This window comes from Micromonospora sp. WMMD1120 (genome assembly GCF_029626235.1).
Lineage (GTDB): Bacteria > Actinomycetota > Actinomycetes > Mycobacteriales > Micromonosporaceae > Micromonospora.
The window spans coordinates 849,787-867,142 of the sequence record NZ_JARUBO010000005.1 but is presented as its reverse complement, the minus strand read 5'-3'; the positions used below and the strand labels follow the sequence as shown (position 1 = coordinate 867,142).

Below are 17,356 nucleotides of genomic sequence, written 5' to 3'. Positions count from 1 at the left end.
GACGCGCAGGGGAGCCGCCGAGTGCCCGAGTCTACCCCCGATAACATGGTTGGGTGACTCCTGCAGAACTAGCCTCGGTCGTCCTCGCCGCCGCCCACACCGTCTTCGAGCAGCGTGGGCTCGATCGCGCCGCGCTGCCGGCGAGCACCGTGGTGGAGCGACCGCGCAACCCCGAGCACGGCGACTACGCGTCGACGCTGGCTCTGCAGTTGAGCAAGAAGGTGGGTGTGCCGCCCCGGGAGCTGGCCGCTGCCCTGAGCGAGGAGCTGGGTCGGGCGGCTGGCGTCAAGTCGGTGGAGATCGCCGGGCCGGGCTTCCTGAACATCCGGCTCGACGCGGCCGCCGCCGGTCAGCTCGCCCGGGTGATCGTCGAGGCCGGCCCGGAGTACGGCCGCAGCGACCGGCTCGCCGGCGAGAAGATCAACCTGGAGTTCGTCTCGGCCAACCCGACCGGGCCGGTGCACATCGGCGGGGTCCGCTGGGCGGCCGTCGGCGACGCGCTGAGCCGGCTGCTGCGGGCCACCGGCGCCGACGTGGGCACGGAATACTACTTCAACGACGCCGGTTCGCAGATCGACAGGTTCGCCCGGTCGCTGCTCGCCGCCGCCAAGGGCGAGCCGACGCCGGAGGACGGCTACGGCGGGGCGTACATCGCGGAGATCGCCGCCGAGGTGCGGGCCCGCCGGCCGGAGGTGCTGACCCTCGACGACGCCGCCGCCCAGGAGGCCTTCCGGGTCGAGGGCGTCGCGCTGATGTTCGACGAGATCCGCACCTCGCTGCGCGACTTCGGGGTGGAGTTCGACACCTACTTCAACGAGAAGGACCTGCACGACCGGGGCGAGCTGGATCTGGCGTTGAACCGGCTGCGCCAGCAGGGGCACCTCTACGAGTCCGAGGGCGCCACCTGGCTGCGCACCACCGACTTCGGCGACGACAAGGACCGGGTGCTGCGCAAGTCCAACGGTGAGTGGACGTACTTCGCCGCGGACTGCGCCTACTACCTGGACAAGCGGGAGCGCGGCTTCGAGCGTGTCGTGATCATGCTGGGCGCCGACCACCACGGCTACCTCGGCCGGATGAGGGCGATGGCCGCCTGCTTCGGCGACGACCCGGACCGCAACCTGGAGATCCTCATCGGGCAGCTGGTCAACCTGCTGCGCGACGGCGCCCCGGTGCGGATGAGCAAGCGGTTCGGCACCGTGGTGAGCCTGGAGGACTTCGTCGAGGCGATCGGCGTGGACGCCGCCCGGTACGCGCTGGCCCGCTACTCCAGCGACTCCCCGATCGACATCGACATCGAGCTGTGGACCCGGGCGACCCGCGACAACCCGGTCTACTACGTGCAGTACGTGGCCGCCCGGACGGCGGGCGTGGCCCGCAACGCCGCCGAGGTGGGGCTGGTCCCGGGTGACGCCGACGCCTTCCGGCCGGAGCTGCTCGACCACGAGAAGGAGAACGAGCTGCTCAAGGCGCTCGCCGAGTTCCCCGCGGTGGTGGCGACCGCCGCCGAGCTGCGGGAACCGCACCGGGTGGCCCGCTACCTGGAGGAGAGCGTCGCCGCCTCCTACCACCGGTTCTACGACAACTGCCGGGTGCTGCCGCTGGGCGACGAGAAGGTCACCGACCTGCACCGGGCCCGGCTCTGGCTGAACAACGCCACCCGCACGGTGATCGCCAACGGTCTGCACCTGCTCGGGGTCTCCGCGCCCGAGAGGATGTGACCGCGTGCGAGCGCGAGGAGTGAGCTTGCGAGCCCCGCAGTCGCGAAGCGGAGACAGATAATGCGCGCTCACGAGGCCGGTGCGCTGCACGCGGACATCAGCAGTCGGGGGCCGGCGTGGCTGCGTACCCCGGACGACGTCAACGCCCTCGTGCCGGCGCTGTGGCCGCGCAGCGTGACGCGCGCGGCCGACGGCGCGCTCGCCGTCGCGGGCCTGGGTGTCCGCGACATCGCGGCCGAGTTCGGCACAGCGGTGTACGTCCTCGACGAGGCCGACCTGCGGTCGCGCTGCCGCGACTTCCGGGCGGCCTTCGGGACCGAGGACGTCTACTACGCGGGTAAGGCGTTCCTGTGCCGGGCGGTGGTCCGGATGATCGCCGAGGAGGGCCTGCACCTGGACGTCTGCACCGGTGGTGAGCTGGCCACCGCGCTGTCGGCCGGGATGCCGCCGGAACGGATCGGCTTCCACGGCAACAACAAGTCGGTCGCCGAGCTGACCCGGGCGCTGGACGCCGGGGTGGGGCGGATCATCGTCGACTCGGTCACCGAGATCGACAGGCTCACCGCGCTGGCCCGGGAGCGCGGGGTGCGCCCCCGGGTGCTGGTCCGGGTCACCGTCGGGGTCGAGGCGCACACCCACGAGTTCATCGCCACCGCGCACGAGGACCAGAAGTTCGGGTTCTCGCTGGCCGGCGGGGCCGCTGCCGCCGCCGCGTTCAAGATCCTCGACGAGGGCGTGCTGGAGCTGCGCGGCCTGCACTCGCACATCGGCTCGCAGATCTTCGACGCCAGCGGCTTCGAGGTGTCGGCCCGTCGGGTGCTCGCCCTGCAGGCGCAGATCCGCGACGCGCGCGGGGTGGAGCTTCCCGAGCTGGACCTGGGCGGCGGCTTCGGCATCGCGTACACCACCCAGGACACCCCGGCCACCCCGCAGGAGCTGGCCACGCGGCTGCGCCGGATCGTCGACGCGGAGTGCGCGGCGGAGAACCTGGCCGTGCCGCGCCTGTCCATCGAGCCGGGGCGGGCCATCGTCGGCCCGGCGGTGTTCACCCTCTACGAGGTCGGCACGGTCAAGGACCTCGACGGCCTCCGCACGTACGTCAGCGTCGACGGTGGGATGAGCGACAACATCCGCACCGCCCTGTACGACGCGTCCTACTCGGCGACGGTGGCGTCCCGGGCCTCGACCGCGCAGCCGGTGCTCGCCCGCGTGGTGGGAAAGCACTGTGAGTCCGGGGACATCGTGGTGAAGGATGAATTCCTGCCCGGCGACGTGCAGCCCGGAGATCTTGTCGCGGTGCCCGGCACCGGTGCGTACTGCCGCAGCATGGCCAGCAACTACAACCATGTGCCGCGGCCACCGGTGGTGGCGGTGCGGGACGGCCGGGCACGCCTGATCGTCCGGCGGGAGACCGAAGAGGACCTGCTGGCTTTGGATGTGGGATGACGTCACCTGTGCGCTTGGCGCTGCTCGGCTGCGGAACTGTCGGCCAGGAGGTGGTCCGGCTGCTGCACGAGCAGTCGGCCGACCTGACCGCGCGGATCGGCGCTCCCCTGGAGATCGCCGGCATCGCCGTCCGCCGGCTGGGTCGCGATCGCGGTGACCTGCCGGTCGGCGACGAGCTGTTCACCACCGACGCGCTCGGTCTGATCAAGCGGGACGACGTCGACGTCGTCGTCGAGGTGGTCGGCGGCATCGAGCCGGCCCGGGGTTGGCTGGTCGAGGCGCTGCGCGCCGGCAAGAGCGTGGTCACCGCCAACAAGGCGCTGCTCGCCGAGGACGGCGTGGCCCTGCACGAGGCGGCGGCCGAGGGCGGCGGCGACCTCTACTACGAGGCGTCGGTGGCCGGCGCCATCCCGCTGCTGCGCCCGCTGCGCGAGTCGCTGCACGGGGACCGGATCAACCGGGTCACCGGCATCGTCAACGGCACCACCAACTTCATCCTCTCCGCGATGGACGCCACCGGCGCCGGCTTCGCCGAGGCCCTGGAGGAGGCCACCGCGCTGGGGTACGCGGAGGCCGACCCGACCGCCGACGTGGAGGGCTTCGACGCGGCGGCGAAGGCGGCCATCCTCGCCTCGCTGGCGTTCCACACCCGGGTCGGCGCGGCCGACGTGCACCGCGAGGGCATCACCGAGGTGACCGCGGCGGACATGGCCAGCGCCCAGGCGATGGGCTGCACGATCAAACTGCTCTGCATCGCGGCCCGGGGCGTCGACTCCACCGGCCGGGAGACGGTGAGCGTCCGGGTGCACCCGGCGATGATCCCGCGCAGTCACCCGCTGGCCAGCGTCGGCGACGCGTTCAACGCGGTCTTCGTCGAGGCGGACGCCGCCGGGCAGTTGATGTTCTACGGTCGCGGGGCCGGGGGCGCGCCGACCGCCAGCGCCGTGCTCGGCGACGTGGTGGCGGTGTCCCGTAACCGGCTCGCCGGGGTGCGCGCGGCCAGCGAGAGTTCGTACGCCGGCCTGTCCGTCCGGCCGATGGGCGAGGCGTTGACCCGCTACCACGTCAGCCTCGACGTGGCGGACCGTCCGGGTGTGCTGGCCTCGGTGGCCGGGGTGTTCGCCCGGCACGACGTGTCGATCGCGACGGTGCGGCAGGGCTCGGCCGGCGGGTCGCCGGGCCGCGACGGCGCCGAGTTGGTCATCGTCACGCACGTGGCGCCGGACGCCGCGCTCGCCGCGACGGTCACCGAGCTGCGCGGTCTGGAGATCGTCCGGTCGGTGACGAGTGTGCTGCGGGTCGAGGGCGACGCCTGACTCGTTGCACCATGCGGGGACGGCTCGCGCGTCCCGTCAGGTGGGTAAGCAGGGGCGCGCCATCGGCCGCTTCGGCAGGCTGGTCCAAGGTGGTCCTGATGCTCGGGTCGAGGCGGCGGTAGAGGCGAGGAGAGCGACATGTGGCGTGGTCTGATCGAGGCGTACCGGGATCGGCTGCCGGTCACCGCTGCCACGCCGGTCGTCACGCTGCACGAGGGGAACACCCCGCTGTTGCCGGCGCCGGTGCTCTCCACCCGCCTGGGCTGTGACGTCTACCTGAAGGTGGAGGGGGCCAACCCGACCGGCTCCTTCAAGGACCGCGGCATGACCGTCGCGGTGTCCAAGGCGGTCGAGGCGGGCAACAAGGCCATCATCTGCGCCTCCACCGGCAACACCAGCGCGTCCGCCGCCGCGTACGCGGCGCGGGCCGGGATGACCTGCGCGGTGCTGGTGCCGCAGGGCAAGATCGCGTTGGGCAAGCTGGCCCAGGCGTTGGTGCACGGCGCGAAGCTGCTCCAGGTGAGCGGCAACTTCGACGACTGCCTGTCGCTCGCCGCGAAGCTGGCCCAGGACCACCCGGTCGCGCTGGTCAACTCGGTCAACCCCGACCGGCTGCACGGTCAGAAGACCGCCGCTTTCGAGATCGTCGAGGCGCTCGGCGACGCGCCCGACATCCACTGCCTGCCGGTCGGCAACGCCGGCAACATCTCCGCGTACTGGATGGGCTACGCGGAGGAGGCGTCGGCCGGGGCCACCACCCGCAAACCGCGGATGTACGGGTTCCAGGCCGCCGGCGCGGCGCCGATCGTGACCGGCCAGGTCGTGCCGGAGCCGTCGACGATCGCGACAGCTATCCGGATCGGCAACCCGGCGAGCTGGACCAAGGCGCTCGACGCCCGGGACGCCTCCGGCGGCCTGATCACGTCGGTGACCGACCGGGAGATCCTGTCGGCGTACCGGCTGCTCGCCCGCGAGGTGGGTGTCTTCGTCGAGTTGGGCAGCGCGGCCAGCGTGGCCGGCCTGCTCCAGCAGGCCGCGGCGGGCGCGGTGCCGGCGGGTTCGACTGTCGTCTGCACGGTGACCGGCCACGGGTTGAAGGACCCGGAGTGGGCGATCTCCACGGCCCCGGCGCCGCTGACCATCGCGAACGATCCGCTGGCCGCGGCGCGGGCGCTCGACCTGGCCTGAGCGCCACCGCCCGCACTCGGCGGGACGGCGTGGGGGCGGCGGGGGTCACAGGAGGCGAGTCCGGCACACTTTCGGGTGTCCCCGCCCGCATTCTCGTTCAGGAGTGAGCCAGGCCGATGTCGCTGCTCGCCAGATTCAGCCTCGCCAACCGAGGGCTGATCGCCCTCATCGCGGTGGTGACCACGGTGTTCGGAGCGTTCGCCGTGCCGTCGCTGAAGCAGCAACTGCTGCCGTCGCTCGAGTTCCCGGCCGCGTTCATCGTGGCTCCCTACCCCGGCGCCGGCCCCGAGATCGTCGAGTCCCAGGTGACCGAGCCGATCGAGAACGCCCTCCAGGGCATCGCGGGGCTGGACCAGATCACCTCCACCTCGCGCGAGGGTGCGGCCACCGTCCAGGTGACCTACGAGTTCGGCACCGACCTCGACGACGTCGTCAACAAGATGCAGACCGCGCTGAGCCGGATCGACGCGCAGCTTCCGGAGAGCGTCGACCCGCAGGTCATCGCCGGGAGCACCGACGACCTTCCGGCGGTGGTGCTGGCCGCTGCCGGCGGCGACGACCAGCGGGCGCTCGCCGAGAAGCTGCGCGCGACGGTGGTGCCGGAGCTGGAGGGCATCGAGGGCGTCCGCACCGTGGAGGTGACCGGCAACCGCGACGACGTCGTGGTGGTCACCCCGGACCCGGCGAAGCTGGCCGCCGCGAAGATCCAGCCCACGGCGATCGGCGCGGCGCTGAAGACCAACGGCGTGGCGGTCCCGGCCGGCGCGGTGACGGACGGCGCGCTGGCCCTGCCGGTGCAGGTCGGCACGCCGATCGCCACCGTCGAGGAGCTGCGCGGCATCGTGCTCTCCCCGGGGGCGACGCCGGTCCGCCTCGCCGACGTGGCGACCGTCGAGCAGCAGCTCGCGCCGGCCACGGCGATCACCCGGACCAACGGCAGGGACAGCCTCGGCATCGCCGTCACCGCCGCGCCGGACGGCAACGCCGTGGAGATCTCCCACGAGATCCGCGACCGGCTCGCCGACCTCAGGGACGCGTCCGGCGCGGAGTTGACTGTGGTCTTCGACCAGGCGCCGTTCGTCGAGAAGTCGATCGAGTCGCTGACCACCGAGGGTCTGCTCGGTCTGGTGATGGCGGTCATCGTCATCCTGGTCTTCCTGCTGTCGGTGCGCTCCACTGTGGTCACCGCGGTCTCCATCCCGCTCTCCGTGCTGGTGGCGCTCATCGCCCTGTGGATCGGTGACTACTCGCTCAACCTGCTCACCCTCGGCGCGCTGACCATCGCCGTCGGCCGGGTGGTGGACGACTCGATCGTGGTGTTGGAGAACATCAAACGACACCTGGAGTACGGCGAGGAGAAGCGGCACGCCATCGTCACCGGCGTCCGCGAGGTGGCCGGCGCGGTGACCGCGTCCACCCTGACCACGGTGGCGGTGTTCGCACCGATCGCGCTGGTCGGCGGGTTCGTCGGGCAGCTCTTCGCACCGTTCGCGATCACGGTGACGGTGGCCCTGCTCGCGTCGCTGCTGGTGTCGCTGACCGTCATCCCGGTGCTCGCGTACTGGTTCCTCAAGCCGCGCGGCGGCACCGCCGACGACGAGGCGGTACGGCGGGACGCGGAGGAGAAGGAGCTGCGCAGCCCTCTCCAGCGGGCGTACCTGCCGGTGATCGGGTTCGCCACCGGCAAGCGGTCGCACCGATGGATCACCGTCGGGTTGGGTCTGCTGCTGCTGTTCGGCACCTTCGGCCTGGCGCAGAAGCTGGAGACGAACTTCCTGGACGACTCCGGCCAGGACACCCTCAACATGAGTCAGGAACTGCCGGCCGGCAGTGGGCTGGCGGCCACCGACGCGGCGGCCAAGCAGGTCGAGTCGGTGCTGTCCCGTACCGAGGGCGTCGGTACGTACCAGGTGACCGCCGGCAGTGGGGACAACCCGTGGGCGGGCGGCGGCGGCAACAACGTCGCCAGCTGGTCGCTGACGCTCGACGGTGACCGGGACGCCAAGCAGATGCGCGAGGTGCTGCGCAAGGAGTTCGCGCAGCTCGGCGACGGGGTGGGCGAGATCAGCTTCGGTGGCGGGCAGGAGGCGTCGACCAGCCAGCTGGAGGTAATCGTCCAGGCCGGTGACCCGGAGACGCTCACCCAGGCCGCCGAGCAGGCGCGGGCGGCGATGGCCGGCGTACCGGACGTCGAGGACGTCTCCACCAGCCTGGCCGAGCGGGTGCCCCGGGTCGACGTGACCGTCGACCGGGTCGCCGCCGGTCGGGTCGGGCTCACCGAGGCCGCTGTCGGGCAGCTCGTGTCGCAGGCGTTCCGGGGAGCCCCGCTGGGGCAGGTGGCGCTCGACGGCCAGCAGCAGAACGTGGTGCTGCGGTTGGGCACGCGGCCGCCGATGACGGTGGAGGAGCTGCGGGCCCTGCCGGTGGGTCCGGTGAAGCTGGACGACATCGCGGACATCACGCAGGGCGAGGGGCCGCAGCAGGTCACCCGGATCGACGGCGAGCGCAGCGTCTCGGTGACCGGCGCGGCGACCGGGTCGAACCTGGGCGCCACCAGCCAGGAGTTGCAGAAGCGTCTGGACGCCATCGACGTGCCGGGCGCGACCTTCACCATCGGTGGGGTCAGCGCGGACCAGGCGGACGCCTTCGCGGATCTGGGCCTGGCGGTGCTCGCCGCCATCGCGATCGTCTTCCTGATCATGGTGGCCACGTTCCGTAGCCTCACCCAGGCGCTGATCCTGCTGATCTCCATCCCGTTCGCGGCGACCGGCGCCATCGGCCTGCTGTTGGTCACCGGGACGCCGCTCGGTGTGCCGGCGTTGATCGGTGTGCTGATGCTCGTCGGCATCGTGGTGACGAACGCGATCGTGCTGCTCGACCTGATCAACCAGTACCGGGCGCGGGGCATGGGGGTCCGGGAGGCGGTGGTCGAGGGTGGCCGGCGTCGTCTGCGCCCCATCCTGATGACGGCGGTGGCGACGATCTTCGCGCTGCTGCCGATGGCGCTCGGGTTGACCGGCGAGGGTGGCTTCATCTCCCAGCCGCTGGCAGTCGTGGTGATCGGCGGTCTGCTCAGCTCGACGCTGCTCACGTTGATCCTGGTGCCGACGCTCTACACGATGGTGGAGCACACCAAGGAGTCGTTGCGGGCGCGGCGTGCCCGGCGGCGCTCCGGCGACCCGGAGACGACGGCGCCGGAGACCGAGGAGGTGGCGACCCCCAACCAGGTCGCGGTGCCGAGCGGCGCGCCCGCCCCGGCGGCTGCCGACGGTACGCAGTCGGCGCCGTCGGCGGCCCTGGTGGAGGGCACCGACCAGTTCGAGGTGCTGCGGCTGCCCCGCAGCCGTACCTCCCCGCTGCCCCCGGCGGAGCCGACCGAATAGGTCGAACCACCGCACGGAACGCCCCCGGCACCGGTCTGCCGGGGGTGTTCCCCTTCCCGTCGTCGCGGTCTCGATGCTGCTGGGAGCGGGTGTGGGCGCAACACCGACCGGGTAGGGTCCCGCTGCGTGACGTCCACCCTCTCGGTCCTGACCGGCAATCGGAGCTTCCGCAACCTCTTCCTCGCCGAACTGGTGGTCTTCGGCGCGGACTGGTTCGTCATGGTGCCCCTGCTGGTGCTGCTGCCCCAGTTGACCGGCAGCGGGGTGTGGGGCGCCCTGGTGCTGGCGGTGGACACCGGCGTGGTGGCGTTGCTGCTGCCGTACACCGGCACCATCGCCGACCGGTTCGACCGCCGGAAGGTGATGATCGCGGCGAACGTCGCCGCGCTGGTGGGTGTGTTGCTGCTGCTCGGGGTGCGGGACGCCGGCACGGCGTGGCTGGCGCTGGCCGCCATCGCCGTGGTGGCGGTCGCGAAGGCCTTCTACTCGCCCGCCGCCCAGGCCGCGCTGCCGAACGTGTTGGAGCCGCACGAGTTGGCCGCCGGCAACGCCGTCGCCGGCTCGGCCTGGGGGACGATGACAGTGGTCGGCGCCTCGCTCGGCGGCGTCCTCAGCACCGCCGCCGGCCCGTACGCCTGCTTCTGGGTGGCGGCGGCGGGCCTGGCGCTGGCGGCGGGCCTCGCCACGCGGATCCGCCGGCCCCTCCAGGCGCCGAGGGACACCGATCGACCGGCCCAGCGGACCTGGGCGGCCGTCGGGGAGGCGCTCGGCTACATCGGTCACCGTCCCCGGGTGCTCGCCCTGGTCACCGTCAAGTCGGCGGTGGGCCTGGGCAACGGCGTGCTGACCGTGTTCCCGCTGCTGGCCGGTGTGTACGGGGTGGGTCCGCTCGGCGCAGGTCTGCTCTTCGCGGTGCGCGGCGCGGGGGCGCTGGTGGGCCCGATCCTGATGCGTCGGGTGTTGACCAACCGGGCCTGGCTGCTGCCCGGGCTCGCGCTGTCCATGTCGCTCTACGGACTGTCCTATCTGGGCACGTCGGTGGTGCGCTGGTTCCCGCTGGTGCTGCTGCTGGTCTTCGTGGCGCACTTCGCCGGTGGCAGCAACTGGGTGATGTCGAACTTCGCCCTCCAGGGCGAGGTGCCGGACCGGTTGCGCGGGCGGGTCTTCGCCACCGACATGATGCTCGCGACGCTGGCCATCTCGGTGAGCCAACTGGCTGTCGCCCTGGTGGTGGACGTCGTGGACGAACGGGTGGTGCTCGCCGGCTGCGGCCTGATCACCCTGGTGTACGCGGTCGGCTGGCGGATCGCGACCCGCCGGCTCTCGCTCACCGACCCGGTCGGCGAGCCGGTGCCCGACCCGGCCGGCTGAGCCGGACGGTCCCAGCCAGCGGGGCGCGGCACCTGGGCGTCGCCGCCGAGCCCTAGCATGAGCGCGTGCCGACGAACTTCACCGCCGGGCCGGTCCGGGTCCGGACTCCCGCGACCAGCGCCAACCTCGGTCCGGGTTTCGACGCGCTGGGTCTCGCCCTCGGGCTCTACGACGACGTGGCGGCCGAGGTGGCGCCCGCCGGTGTGCAGGTGACGGTGACCGGTCAGGGCGCCGGCGAGTTGCCCGACGACGACCGCCACCTGGTGGTGCACGCCATGCGCGCCGCGTTCGACAGGCTGGGTGGTCACCCCGGCGGGCTGCGGGTGGAGTGCGTCAACCGGATCCCGCAGGCGCGCGGGCTGGGGTCCTCGTCCGCCGCGATCGTCGCCGGGGTGCTGCTGGCCCGTGCCCTGGTCACCGACGGAGAGCAGCGGCTGACCGACGCCGACGCGCTCCGGCTGGCCGCCGAGATCGAGGGGCACCCCGACAACGTGGCCCCGTGTCTGCTCGGCGGCTTCACGGTGGCCTGGTCGGAGCTGGCCGGCGCGCGGGCGGTGTCGCTGCCGGTCGCCGACGGGGTGCGACCCACTGTCTTCGTCCCGGCGGAACGCGGATTGACGGCGACCGCGCGGGCCGCGTTGCCGGCCACGGTGCCGCACGGCGACGCCGCGTTGACCGCCGGGCGGGCGGCGCTGCTGGTGCACGCGCTCACGGCCGACCCGACGCTGCTGCTGCCGGCCACCGTCGACCGGCTGCACCAGGATTACCGCGCGGCCGGCATGCCGGGCACATCGTCCCTGGTCAGCGAGTTGCGAGCGGCTGGTGTGGCGGCCGTGGTCAGTGGGGCGGGGCCGACTGTGCTGGCGCTCAGCGAGCCTCCCGAGGGCTTCCCGGTGGGAACAGACTGGCAGATCTGGAAGTTACCGATAGACGTCAGCGGTGCCCGGGTCGCCCGGGGTAGACTGGGACACGCCGAGCGGGACCCTGTTGCCGCAGGTCGGAAGAGTTGATTACGCTCTAGACCTAGCACAGCCGCGAAGCACGCGATCTCCTGCGGGGCGGCGCACCCCCGAAGCTCTCGGCGGTCAGCCCGTCCACCCCTGCCAAAGGCCCACGCCGCACCGCAGTTTTCACAGGTCGCCGCAGACGGCGAGACCTGCTCACCGACGTTGGTGAGTCGGGATACCGACCGGCTGCTGTGTCACAGACTCCCGCGACGCGTCCTTGCGAGGCGGGTGCACCGAGGCCGCCCGGCCACCTGAGCTCCGACTCCGGGCAGTCCCGGCCTATCGAGGGAAGGAATCCATTGAGCGACACCACCGACGTGACGTCGGATGTTTCCAACGTCGCTGGCGATGCCACCGCCGCCGCTCCCGCCCGTCGTCGGCGTAGCGGCACCGGTCTGTCGGCGATGCTGCTGCCAGAGCTGCAGAGCCTGGCTGCGTCGCTCGGCATCTCCGGCACGGCTCGCATGCGCAAGGGCGAGCTGATCGCCGCGATCTCCGAGCGGCAGGGCGGCAACGCCGCCGGGACCCCTCGACCGCGGGCCGAGGTCGCGGCCGCTGCCGCCCCCGCCCGTGAGGGGGTACGCGCCGAGGTGCGGGAGACCGCCGACCGGCCGGCAGCCGAAGGGCGCAGCGCCGAGCAGGCGCCAGCCGAGCCGGCCGCCGAGACCGAGACCCGTGGTCGCACCCGGCGCAGCCGGAGCGCGGCGGCGGAGGCCCGTACCACCGAGACGCGTGCAGCGGAGGCCCGTCCGACCGAGTCGCGTGCCGACGAGGCGGAGGCCGGCGAGCGCGCCGACCGGGGCGAGATCCGCCGGGAGCGTCCGGAGCGTGCCGAGCGTCCGGAGCGTGCCGAGCGCAACGAGCGGGGCGAGCGTGCCGATCGGGGCGAGCGCAACGACCGGGGCGAGCGTGCCGATCGGGGCGAGCGTGCCGAGCGCAACGACCGGGGCGAGCGTGCCGATCGGGGCGAGCGTGCCGAGCGCAACGACCGGAGCGAGCGTGCCGACCGGGGCGAGCGTGCCGAGCGTAACGACCGCAACGACCGCGGTGACCGTAACGACCGTGGTCAGCGTGCCGAGCGGGACAGCGACGACGAGGACGGCGAGGGCGGCGGCCGGCGCGGACGGCGCAGCCGCTTCCGGGACCGTCGCCGGGGCCGTGGCGAGCGTGCCGAGGGCGGTGGCGACAGCGGCGGTCGTGAGCCGCAGGTCGGCGAGGACGACGTTCTCGTTCCGGTAGCCGGCATCATCGACGTGCTCGACAACTACGCCTTCGTGCGGACGACCGGATACCTGGCCGGCCCGAACGACGTGTACGTCTCGATGTCCCAGATCAAGAAGTACGGCCTGCGCCGCGGTGACGCGATCACCGGCGCGGTGCGGGCGGCCCGCGAGGGCGGCAACAGCGGCGACCAGCGGCGCGACAAGTACAACCCGCTGATGCGGCTGGACACGATCAACGGGATGGAGCCGGAGGAGGCCCGGCGTCGTCCCGAGTTCTACAAGCTCACCCCGCTCTACCCGCAGGAGCGCCTGCGGCTGGAGACCGAGCCGCACATCCTGACCACCCGGGTCATCGACCTGGTCATGCCGATCGGCAAGGGTCAGCGGGCACTCATCCAGTCGCCGCCGAAGGCGGGTAAGACGATGGTGTTGCAGGCGATCGCGAACGCGATCACCCGTAACAACCCGGAGTGCCACCTGATGGTGGTGCTGGTGGACGAGCGACCCGAAGAGGTCACCGACATGCAGCGGTCGATCAAGGGCGAGGTCATCGCGGCCACGTTCGACCGTCCGCCGCAGGACCACACCACGGTGGCGGAGCTGGCCATCGAGCGCGCCAAGCGGCTGGTCGAGCTGGGCCACGACGTGGTCGTGCTGCTCGACTCGGTGACCCGGCTCGGTCGGTCGTACAACCTGGCGGCGCCGGCCAGCGGCCGGATCATGTCGGGTGGTATCGACTCCACGGCCCTCTACCCGCCGAAGCGCTTCCTCGGCGCGGCCCGCAACATCGAGAACGGCGGGTCGCTGACCATCATCGCCACCGCGCTGGTGGAGACCGGGTCGATGGCCGACACGGTCATCTTCGAGGAGTTCAAGGGCACCGGTAACGCCGAGTTGAAGCTGGACCGGAAGATCGCCGACAAGCGGACGTTCCCGGCCATCGACATCAACCCGTCCGGCACCCGGAAGGAAGAGGTCCTGCTCGCGCCGGAGGAGCTGGCCATCATCCACAAGCTCCGCAAGGTGCTGCACTCGCTGGACTCGCAGGCCGCGATGGATCTCCTGCTGGACCGCCTCAAGCAGTCCCGGACCAACATCGAGTTCCTGATGCAGATCGCGAAGTCGACGCCGGGGGAGTAACCAACCCCTGGTGACCGACGACGAAGGGGCACGGCCGCGTCGGCCGTGCCCCTTCGTCGCGTCCGTTCATGGAATTTTCCTTCGCTTCGGTCAACAGGCCTTGAAACTTCTATTCACGGCCGGGTTGACTGTCGTCCATGCGTACCCGCAGACGATCCGCCCACCGCACCGTCGCCCTACTGCTGACGCCGCTGCTCGCCCTGGCCGCCGCGCCGGCGCCGGCCACCGCCGCACCCGCGCCCCGGGCCGTCGTCGCCCCGGCCACGGTCGGCTCGCCCAGCCCCGCCGCCGGCGGTCTGGAACCGGCCGGCGGCCTGGAGACCGCGAGGACCACCCGGCCGGTCGCGCCGGGCGTGCAACTCACCTCCTTCGACAGGTACGACGCCGAGGGCTGGCTGCGTGCCGACGCGCTCACCACCGACCTCGCCGGCGGATCCACCGTCGACTACGTCAACTCCGGGGCGGTCAGCCGGGCCGAACCACTGCGGACGGCGGTGGACGGCTCGCGCGCGGTCGCCGCGGTGAACGGCGACTTCTTCGACATCAACAACTCGGGCGCTGCCCAGGGCGTCGGTGTTCGCGACGGCGAGCTGATCCAGTCCGCGGTCAGCGGCCACCGCAACGCGGTGGCGATCACGGCGAACGGGCTCGGCCGGGTGATCGAGGTGAACTTCGACGGCACCGCCACCCTGCCCACCGGACCGGTCCCGCTGACCCAGTTCAACAACCTGGTACAGGCCGACGGCATAGGCGCGTTCACCGAGCTGTGGGGGACGTACTCCCGGCAGCGTGCCGTCGAGGGCGCGGCCCGGGTGGTCGAGGTCACCGTGACCGGCGGGCGGGTGGCCGCAGTGACGGACGCCGCCGGCAGTGGCCCGATCGTCGCCGGTGGCACCGTGCTGCTCGGCCGTGACGCCGGCGCGGACGCCCTCGCCGGGCTCCGTCCCGGTGACCCGGTGATGGTGGCCTGGCGGCCGAAGCCGTCCGACGGCAGCGAGCTGCGGGCGGCGGTCGGCGGCGGGAACGTCCTGGTCCGCGACGGCGTCGTGCAGACCATCGCCGATCCCACGCTGGCCCCGCGCACCTCGGTCGGCTTCAGCGCCGACGGTCGGAAAATGATCATGTTGACGGTGGACGGTCGTCAGGTGGACAGCCGTGGCGTCACCCAGACCGAGATGGGCCGGATGATGGCCGAGCTGGGCGCCGCCCACGCGCTCAACCTGGACGGTGGCGGCTCGTCCACGCTGCTGGCCCGCGAGCCGGGCGGGTCCGCCGTGCGGGTGGAGAACGGCCCGTCCGACGGCAGCGAACGGGCAGTGCCCAACGGCCTGGCGATCTACGCGCCGAAGGGCAGCGGCCGGCTCACCGGCTACTGGGTCGAGACGGCGAGTGATCCCACCGCCGCCCCGGGCGTCTCGCCGGTGCGCGGTGGCCGGCCCGACCGGGTCTTCCCCGGACTGACCCGCACCCTCACCGCCGCCGGCTACGACGAGACGTACGGCCCGGCGGCCGGCGCGCCCGACTGGCGGGTCACCCCGGCGGTACGCGGCCGGGTCGACCGCGACGGTGTCTTCCGTGCCGGCGCGCCGGGGGCCGGGACGGTCACCGCCGCGCGGGGCCGGGCCACCGGCTCGCTGAACCTCACAGTGCTCGGCCCGCTGGCCCGGGTCGGCACCACGGTGCCGCGGGTCGGCCTCACCGGCCGCGACGGCACCGCGGTCCTCGGCGTGGTCGGGTACGACGCCGAGGGCGACACCGCGCCGATCGAGCCGGGCGACGTGACAGTCGACTACGACCGGGACCTGCTGCGGATCACTCCCACCGACGACGGCAACCTGACCGTCACCGCGCTCCGGGACGCCGGCTCGGCACTGGTGACCGTCCACGTCGGAGGGCAGCGCACCGTTCTGCCGGTCACCGTCGGACTGACCGACGTGCCGGTCGCCGGCTTCGACGACGCCGCGTCCTGGCGGTTCAGCCAGGCCCGGGCCAGCGGGTCGGTCGCGCCGGCCGCCGGGCACACCGGCACCGGCCTGCTGATGTCGTACGACTTCAGCCAGTCCACCGGCACCCGGGCCGCGTACGCCGACCCACCCGCCTGGATCGAGGTGCCCGGCCAGCCGCAGGCGTTCGGCATGTGGATACACGGCAACGGCACCGGCGAGTGGCCCAGCCTGCACCTGCACGACGCCCAGGACACCCAGCACGTACTGCGCGGCCCGCTGATCACCTGGACCGGCTGGCGGTACGTGGAGTTCGCGGTGCCCGCCGGGGTGCAGTACCCGGTGCGGGTGCGTCGCTTCTACGTGGCCGAGACGAACGCCGCCGCCCAGTACACCAGCGAGGTGATCATCGACGACCTGGTGGCGAGGGTGCCGTCCACCGTCGAGGTGCCGGCGGTGGCCCCGCGTACCGACCGGGTGGTGGTCCGCGACGGCACCGTGGACGGCGCACCCTGGCGGTTCGCCGTGCTCTCCGACGCGCAGTTCGTCGCCGCCGACCCGGACAGCGACCTGGTCGCCCAGGCCCGGCGGACGTTGCGCGAGGTGAAGGCCGCCCGACCGGACTTCCTGGTGATCAACGGGGACTTCGTGGACACCGCCTACCCGGCCGACTTCGCACTGGCCAAGCGGATCCTCGACGAGGAGTTGGGCGACGCGTTGCCCTGGTACTACGTGCCCGGCAACCACGAGATCATGGGTGCCCCGATCAGCAACTTCGCTGCGGCGTTCGGTGCCACCTCCCGGGTGTTCGACCACAACGGCACCCGCTTCGTCACGCTGAACTCGTCCACCGGGACGCTGCGCGGCGGCGGGTTCGACCAGGTGCGGATGCTGCGCGAGGCGCTGGACGCGGCGGCCACCGACCGGCGGGTGGGATCGGTCGTCGTCCTGCACCACCATCCGGCGCGGGACCCCAGCCCGGCGCAGGCCAGTCAGCTCACCGACCGCAAGGAGGCGGCGCTGCTGGAGCAGTGGCTGGCCGACTTCCAGCACCGCACCGGCAAGGGCGCGCTGTTCGTCGGAGGGCACGTCGGCACGTTCCACGCCGACCGGGTGGACGGCGTGCCATACGTGATCAACGGCAACGCGGGCAAGACCCCGTCCACCCCGGCCGAGCAGGGCGGCTTCACCGGCTGGACGGAGTTCGGCGTGGACCCGGTCACCCCGGCCGAGGCCGACCGGGCCCGCCGCGACCCGCTCGGCGAGGGGCCCCGGTGGGTGGACGCGGAGTTCCACGCCCACACCGACCGGCTCGCGCTGAACGCCCCGGCCAGCGTGGCGGTCGGCACCCCGGCGAGGGTCACCGCCACGCTCACCCAGCCCGGCGGGCGTACCGTCCCGGTGGCCGCACCGGTGAGCGCCGACTGGTCCGCCTCGCCCGGGGTGCACGTCGGCGCGGCGGCCGGGCTGCGGCAGTGGCACACGGCCCACTTCGACCCGGCCACCGGCACCCTGACCGCACTGCGGCCCAGCGCCCCGGTGCGCCTCACCGTCGCCGTCAACGGCGTCCTCGCCGAGGTCGGCATCACCGTCACCCGGTGAACCGTCCGGACGGGCC

The 17,356-nt window shown here is 72.7% G+C and carries 9 protein-coding genes; all 9 read left to right on the top strand.

Translation table 11 applies throughout. From position 1 onward, the window contains the following. Positions 1-53: 53 nt before the first annotated feature. The 9 genes from argS to O7634_RS04090 all read left to right on the top strand — a co-directional run bounded on the left by argS (position 54) and on the right by O7634_RS04090 (position 17,340). Positions 54-1,721 (top strand): arginine--tRNA ligase, encoded by a 1,668-nt coding sequence (argS, locus tag O7634_RS04130; RefSeq protein WP_278148839.1) that lies wholly within the window; start codon positions 54-56, stop codon positions 1,719-1,721. A 60-nt stretch (positions 1,722-1,781) separates the two neighbouring features. Then, positions 1,782-3,167 (top strand): diaminopimelate decarboxylase, encoded by a 1,386-nt coding sequence (gene lysA, locus O7634_RS04125; RefSeq protein ID WP_278148838.1) that lies wholly within the window; start codon positions 1,782-1,784, stop codon positions 3,165-3,167. 8 nt (positions 3,168-3,175) lie between these two features. Next, positions 3,176-4,483 (top strand): homoserine dehydrogenase, encoded by a 1,308-nt coding sequence (locus O7634_RS04120; RefSeq protein ID WP_278153865.1) that lies wholly within the window; start codon positions 3,176-3,178, stop codon positions 4,481-4,483. Between the two features lie 138 nt (positions 4,484-4,621). Then, on the top strand, positions 4,622-5,671 hold the full coding sequence (thrC, locus tag O7634_RS04115) for a threonine synthase (RefSeq protein ID WP_278148837.1): 1,050 nt from the start codon (positions 4,622-4,624) through the stop codon (positions 5,669-5,671). 116 nt (positions 5,672-5,787) lie between these two features. Then, the gene (locus O7634_RS04110) at positions 5,788-9,054 is read left to right on the top strand and encodes an efflux RND transporter permease subunit (RefSeq protein ID WP_278148836.1); all 3,267 of its coding nucleotides are present in this window, start codon (positions 5,788-5,790) and stop codon (positions 9,052-9,054) included. A gap of 126 nt (positions 9,055-9,180) precedes the next feature. Then, positions 9,181-10,425, top strand: coding sequence for an MFS transporter (locus O7634_RS04105; protein ID WP_278148835.1), 1,245 nt, complete (start codon positions 9,181-9,183; stop codon positions 10,423-10,425). A gap of 65 nt (positions 10,426-10,490) precedes the next feature. Further along, the gene (thrB, locus tag O7634_RS04100; protein ID WP_278148834.1) at positions 10,491-11,435 is read left to right on the top strand and encodes a homoserine kinase; all 945 of its coding nucleotides are present in this window, start codon (positions 10,491-10,493) and stop codon (positions 11,433-11,435) included. Between the two features lie 296 nt (positions 11,436-11,731). Then, positions 11,732-13,795 (top strand): transcription termination factor Rho, encoded by a 2,064-nt coding sequence (rho, locus tag O7634_RS04095; RefSeq protein WP_278148833.1) that lies wholly within the window; start codon positions 11,732-11,734, stop codon positions 13,793-13,795. Positions 13,796-13,932: 137 nt separating this feature from the next. Continuing rightward, a complete protein-coding gene (locus tag O7634_RS04090) occupies positions 13,933-17,340 on the top strand; it encodes a phosphodiester glycosidase family protein (RefSeq protein WP_278148832.1) in 3,408 nt (1,135 codons plus the stop codon). Positions 17,341-17,356: the final 16 nt, after the last annotated feature.

Excerpts from the sequence above, each read along its gene's own strand:
- lysA (WP_278148838.1), top strand. The coding sequence starts at position 1,782 with ATGCGCGCTCACGAGGCCGGTGCGCTGCACGCGGACATCAGCAGTCGG.
- thrC (WP_278148837.1), top strand. The coding sequence starts at position 4,622 with ATGTGGCGTGGTCTGATCGAGGCGTACCGGGATCGGCTGCCGGTCACC.
- O7634_RS04110 (WP_278148836.1), top strand. The coding sequence starts at position 5,788 with ATGTCGCTGCTCGCCAGATTCAGCCTCGCCAACCGAGGGCTGATCGCC.
- O7634_RS04090 (WP_278148832.1), top strand. The coding sequence starts at position 13,933 with ATGCGTACCCGCAGACGATCCGCCCACCGCACCGTCGCCCTACTGCTG.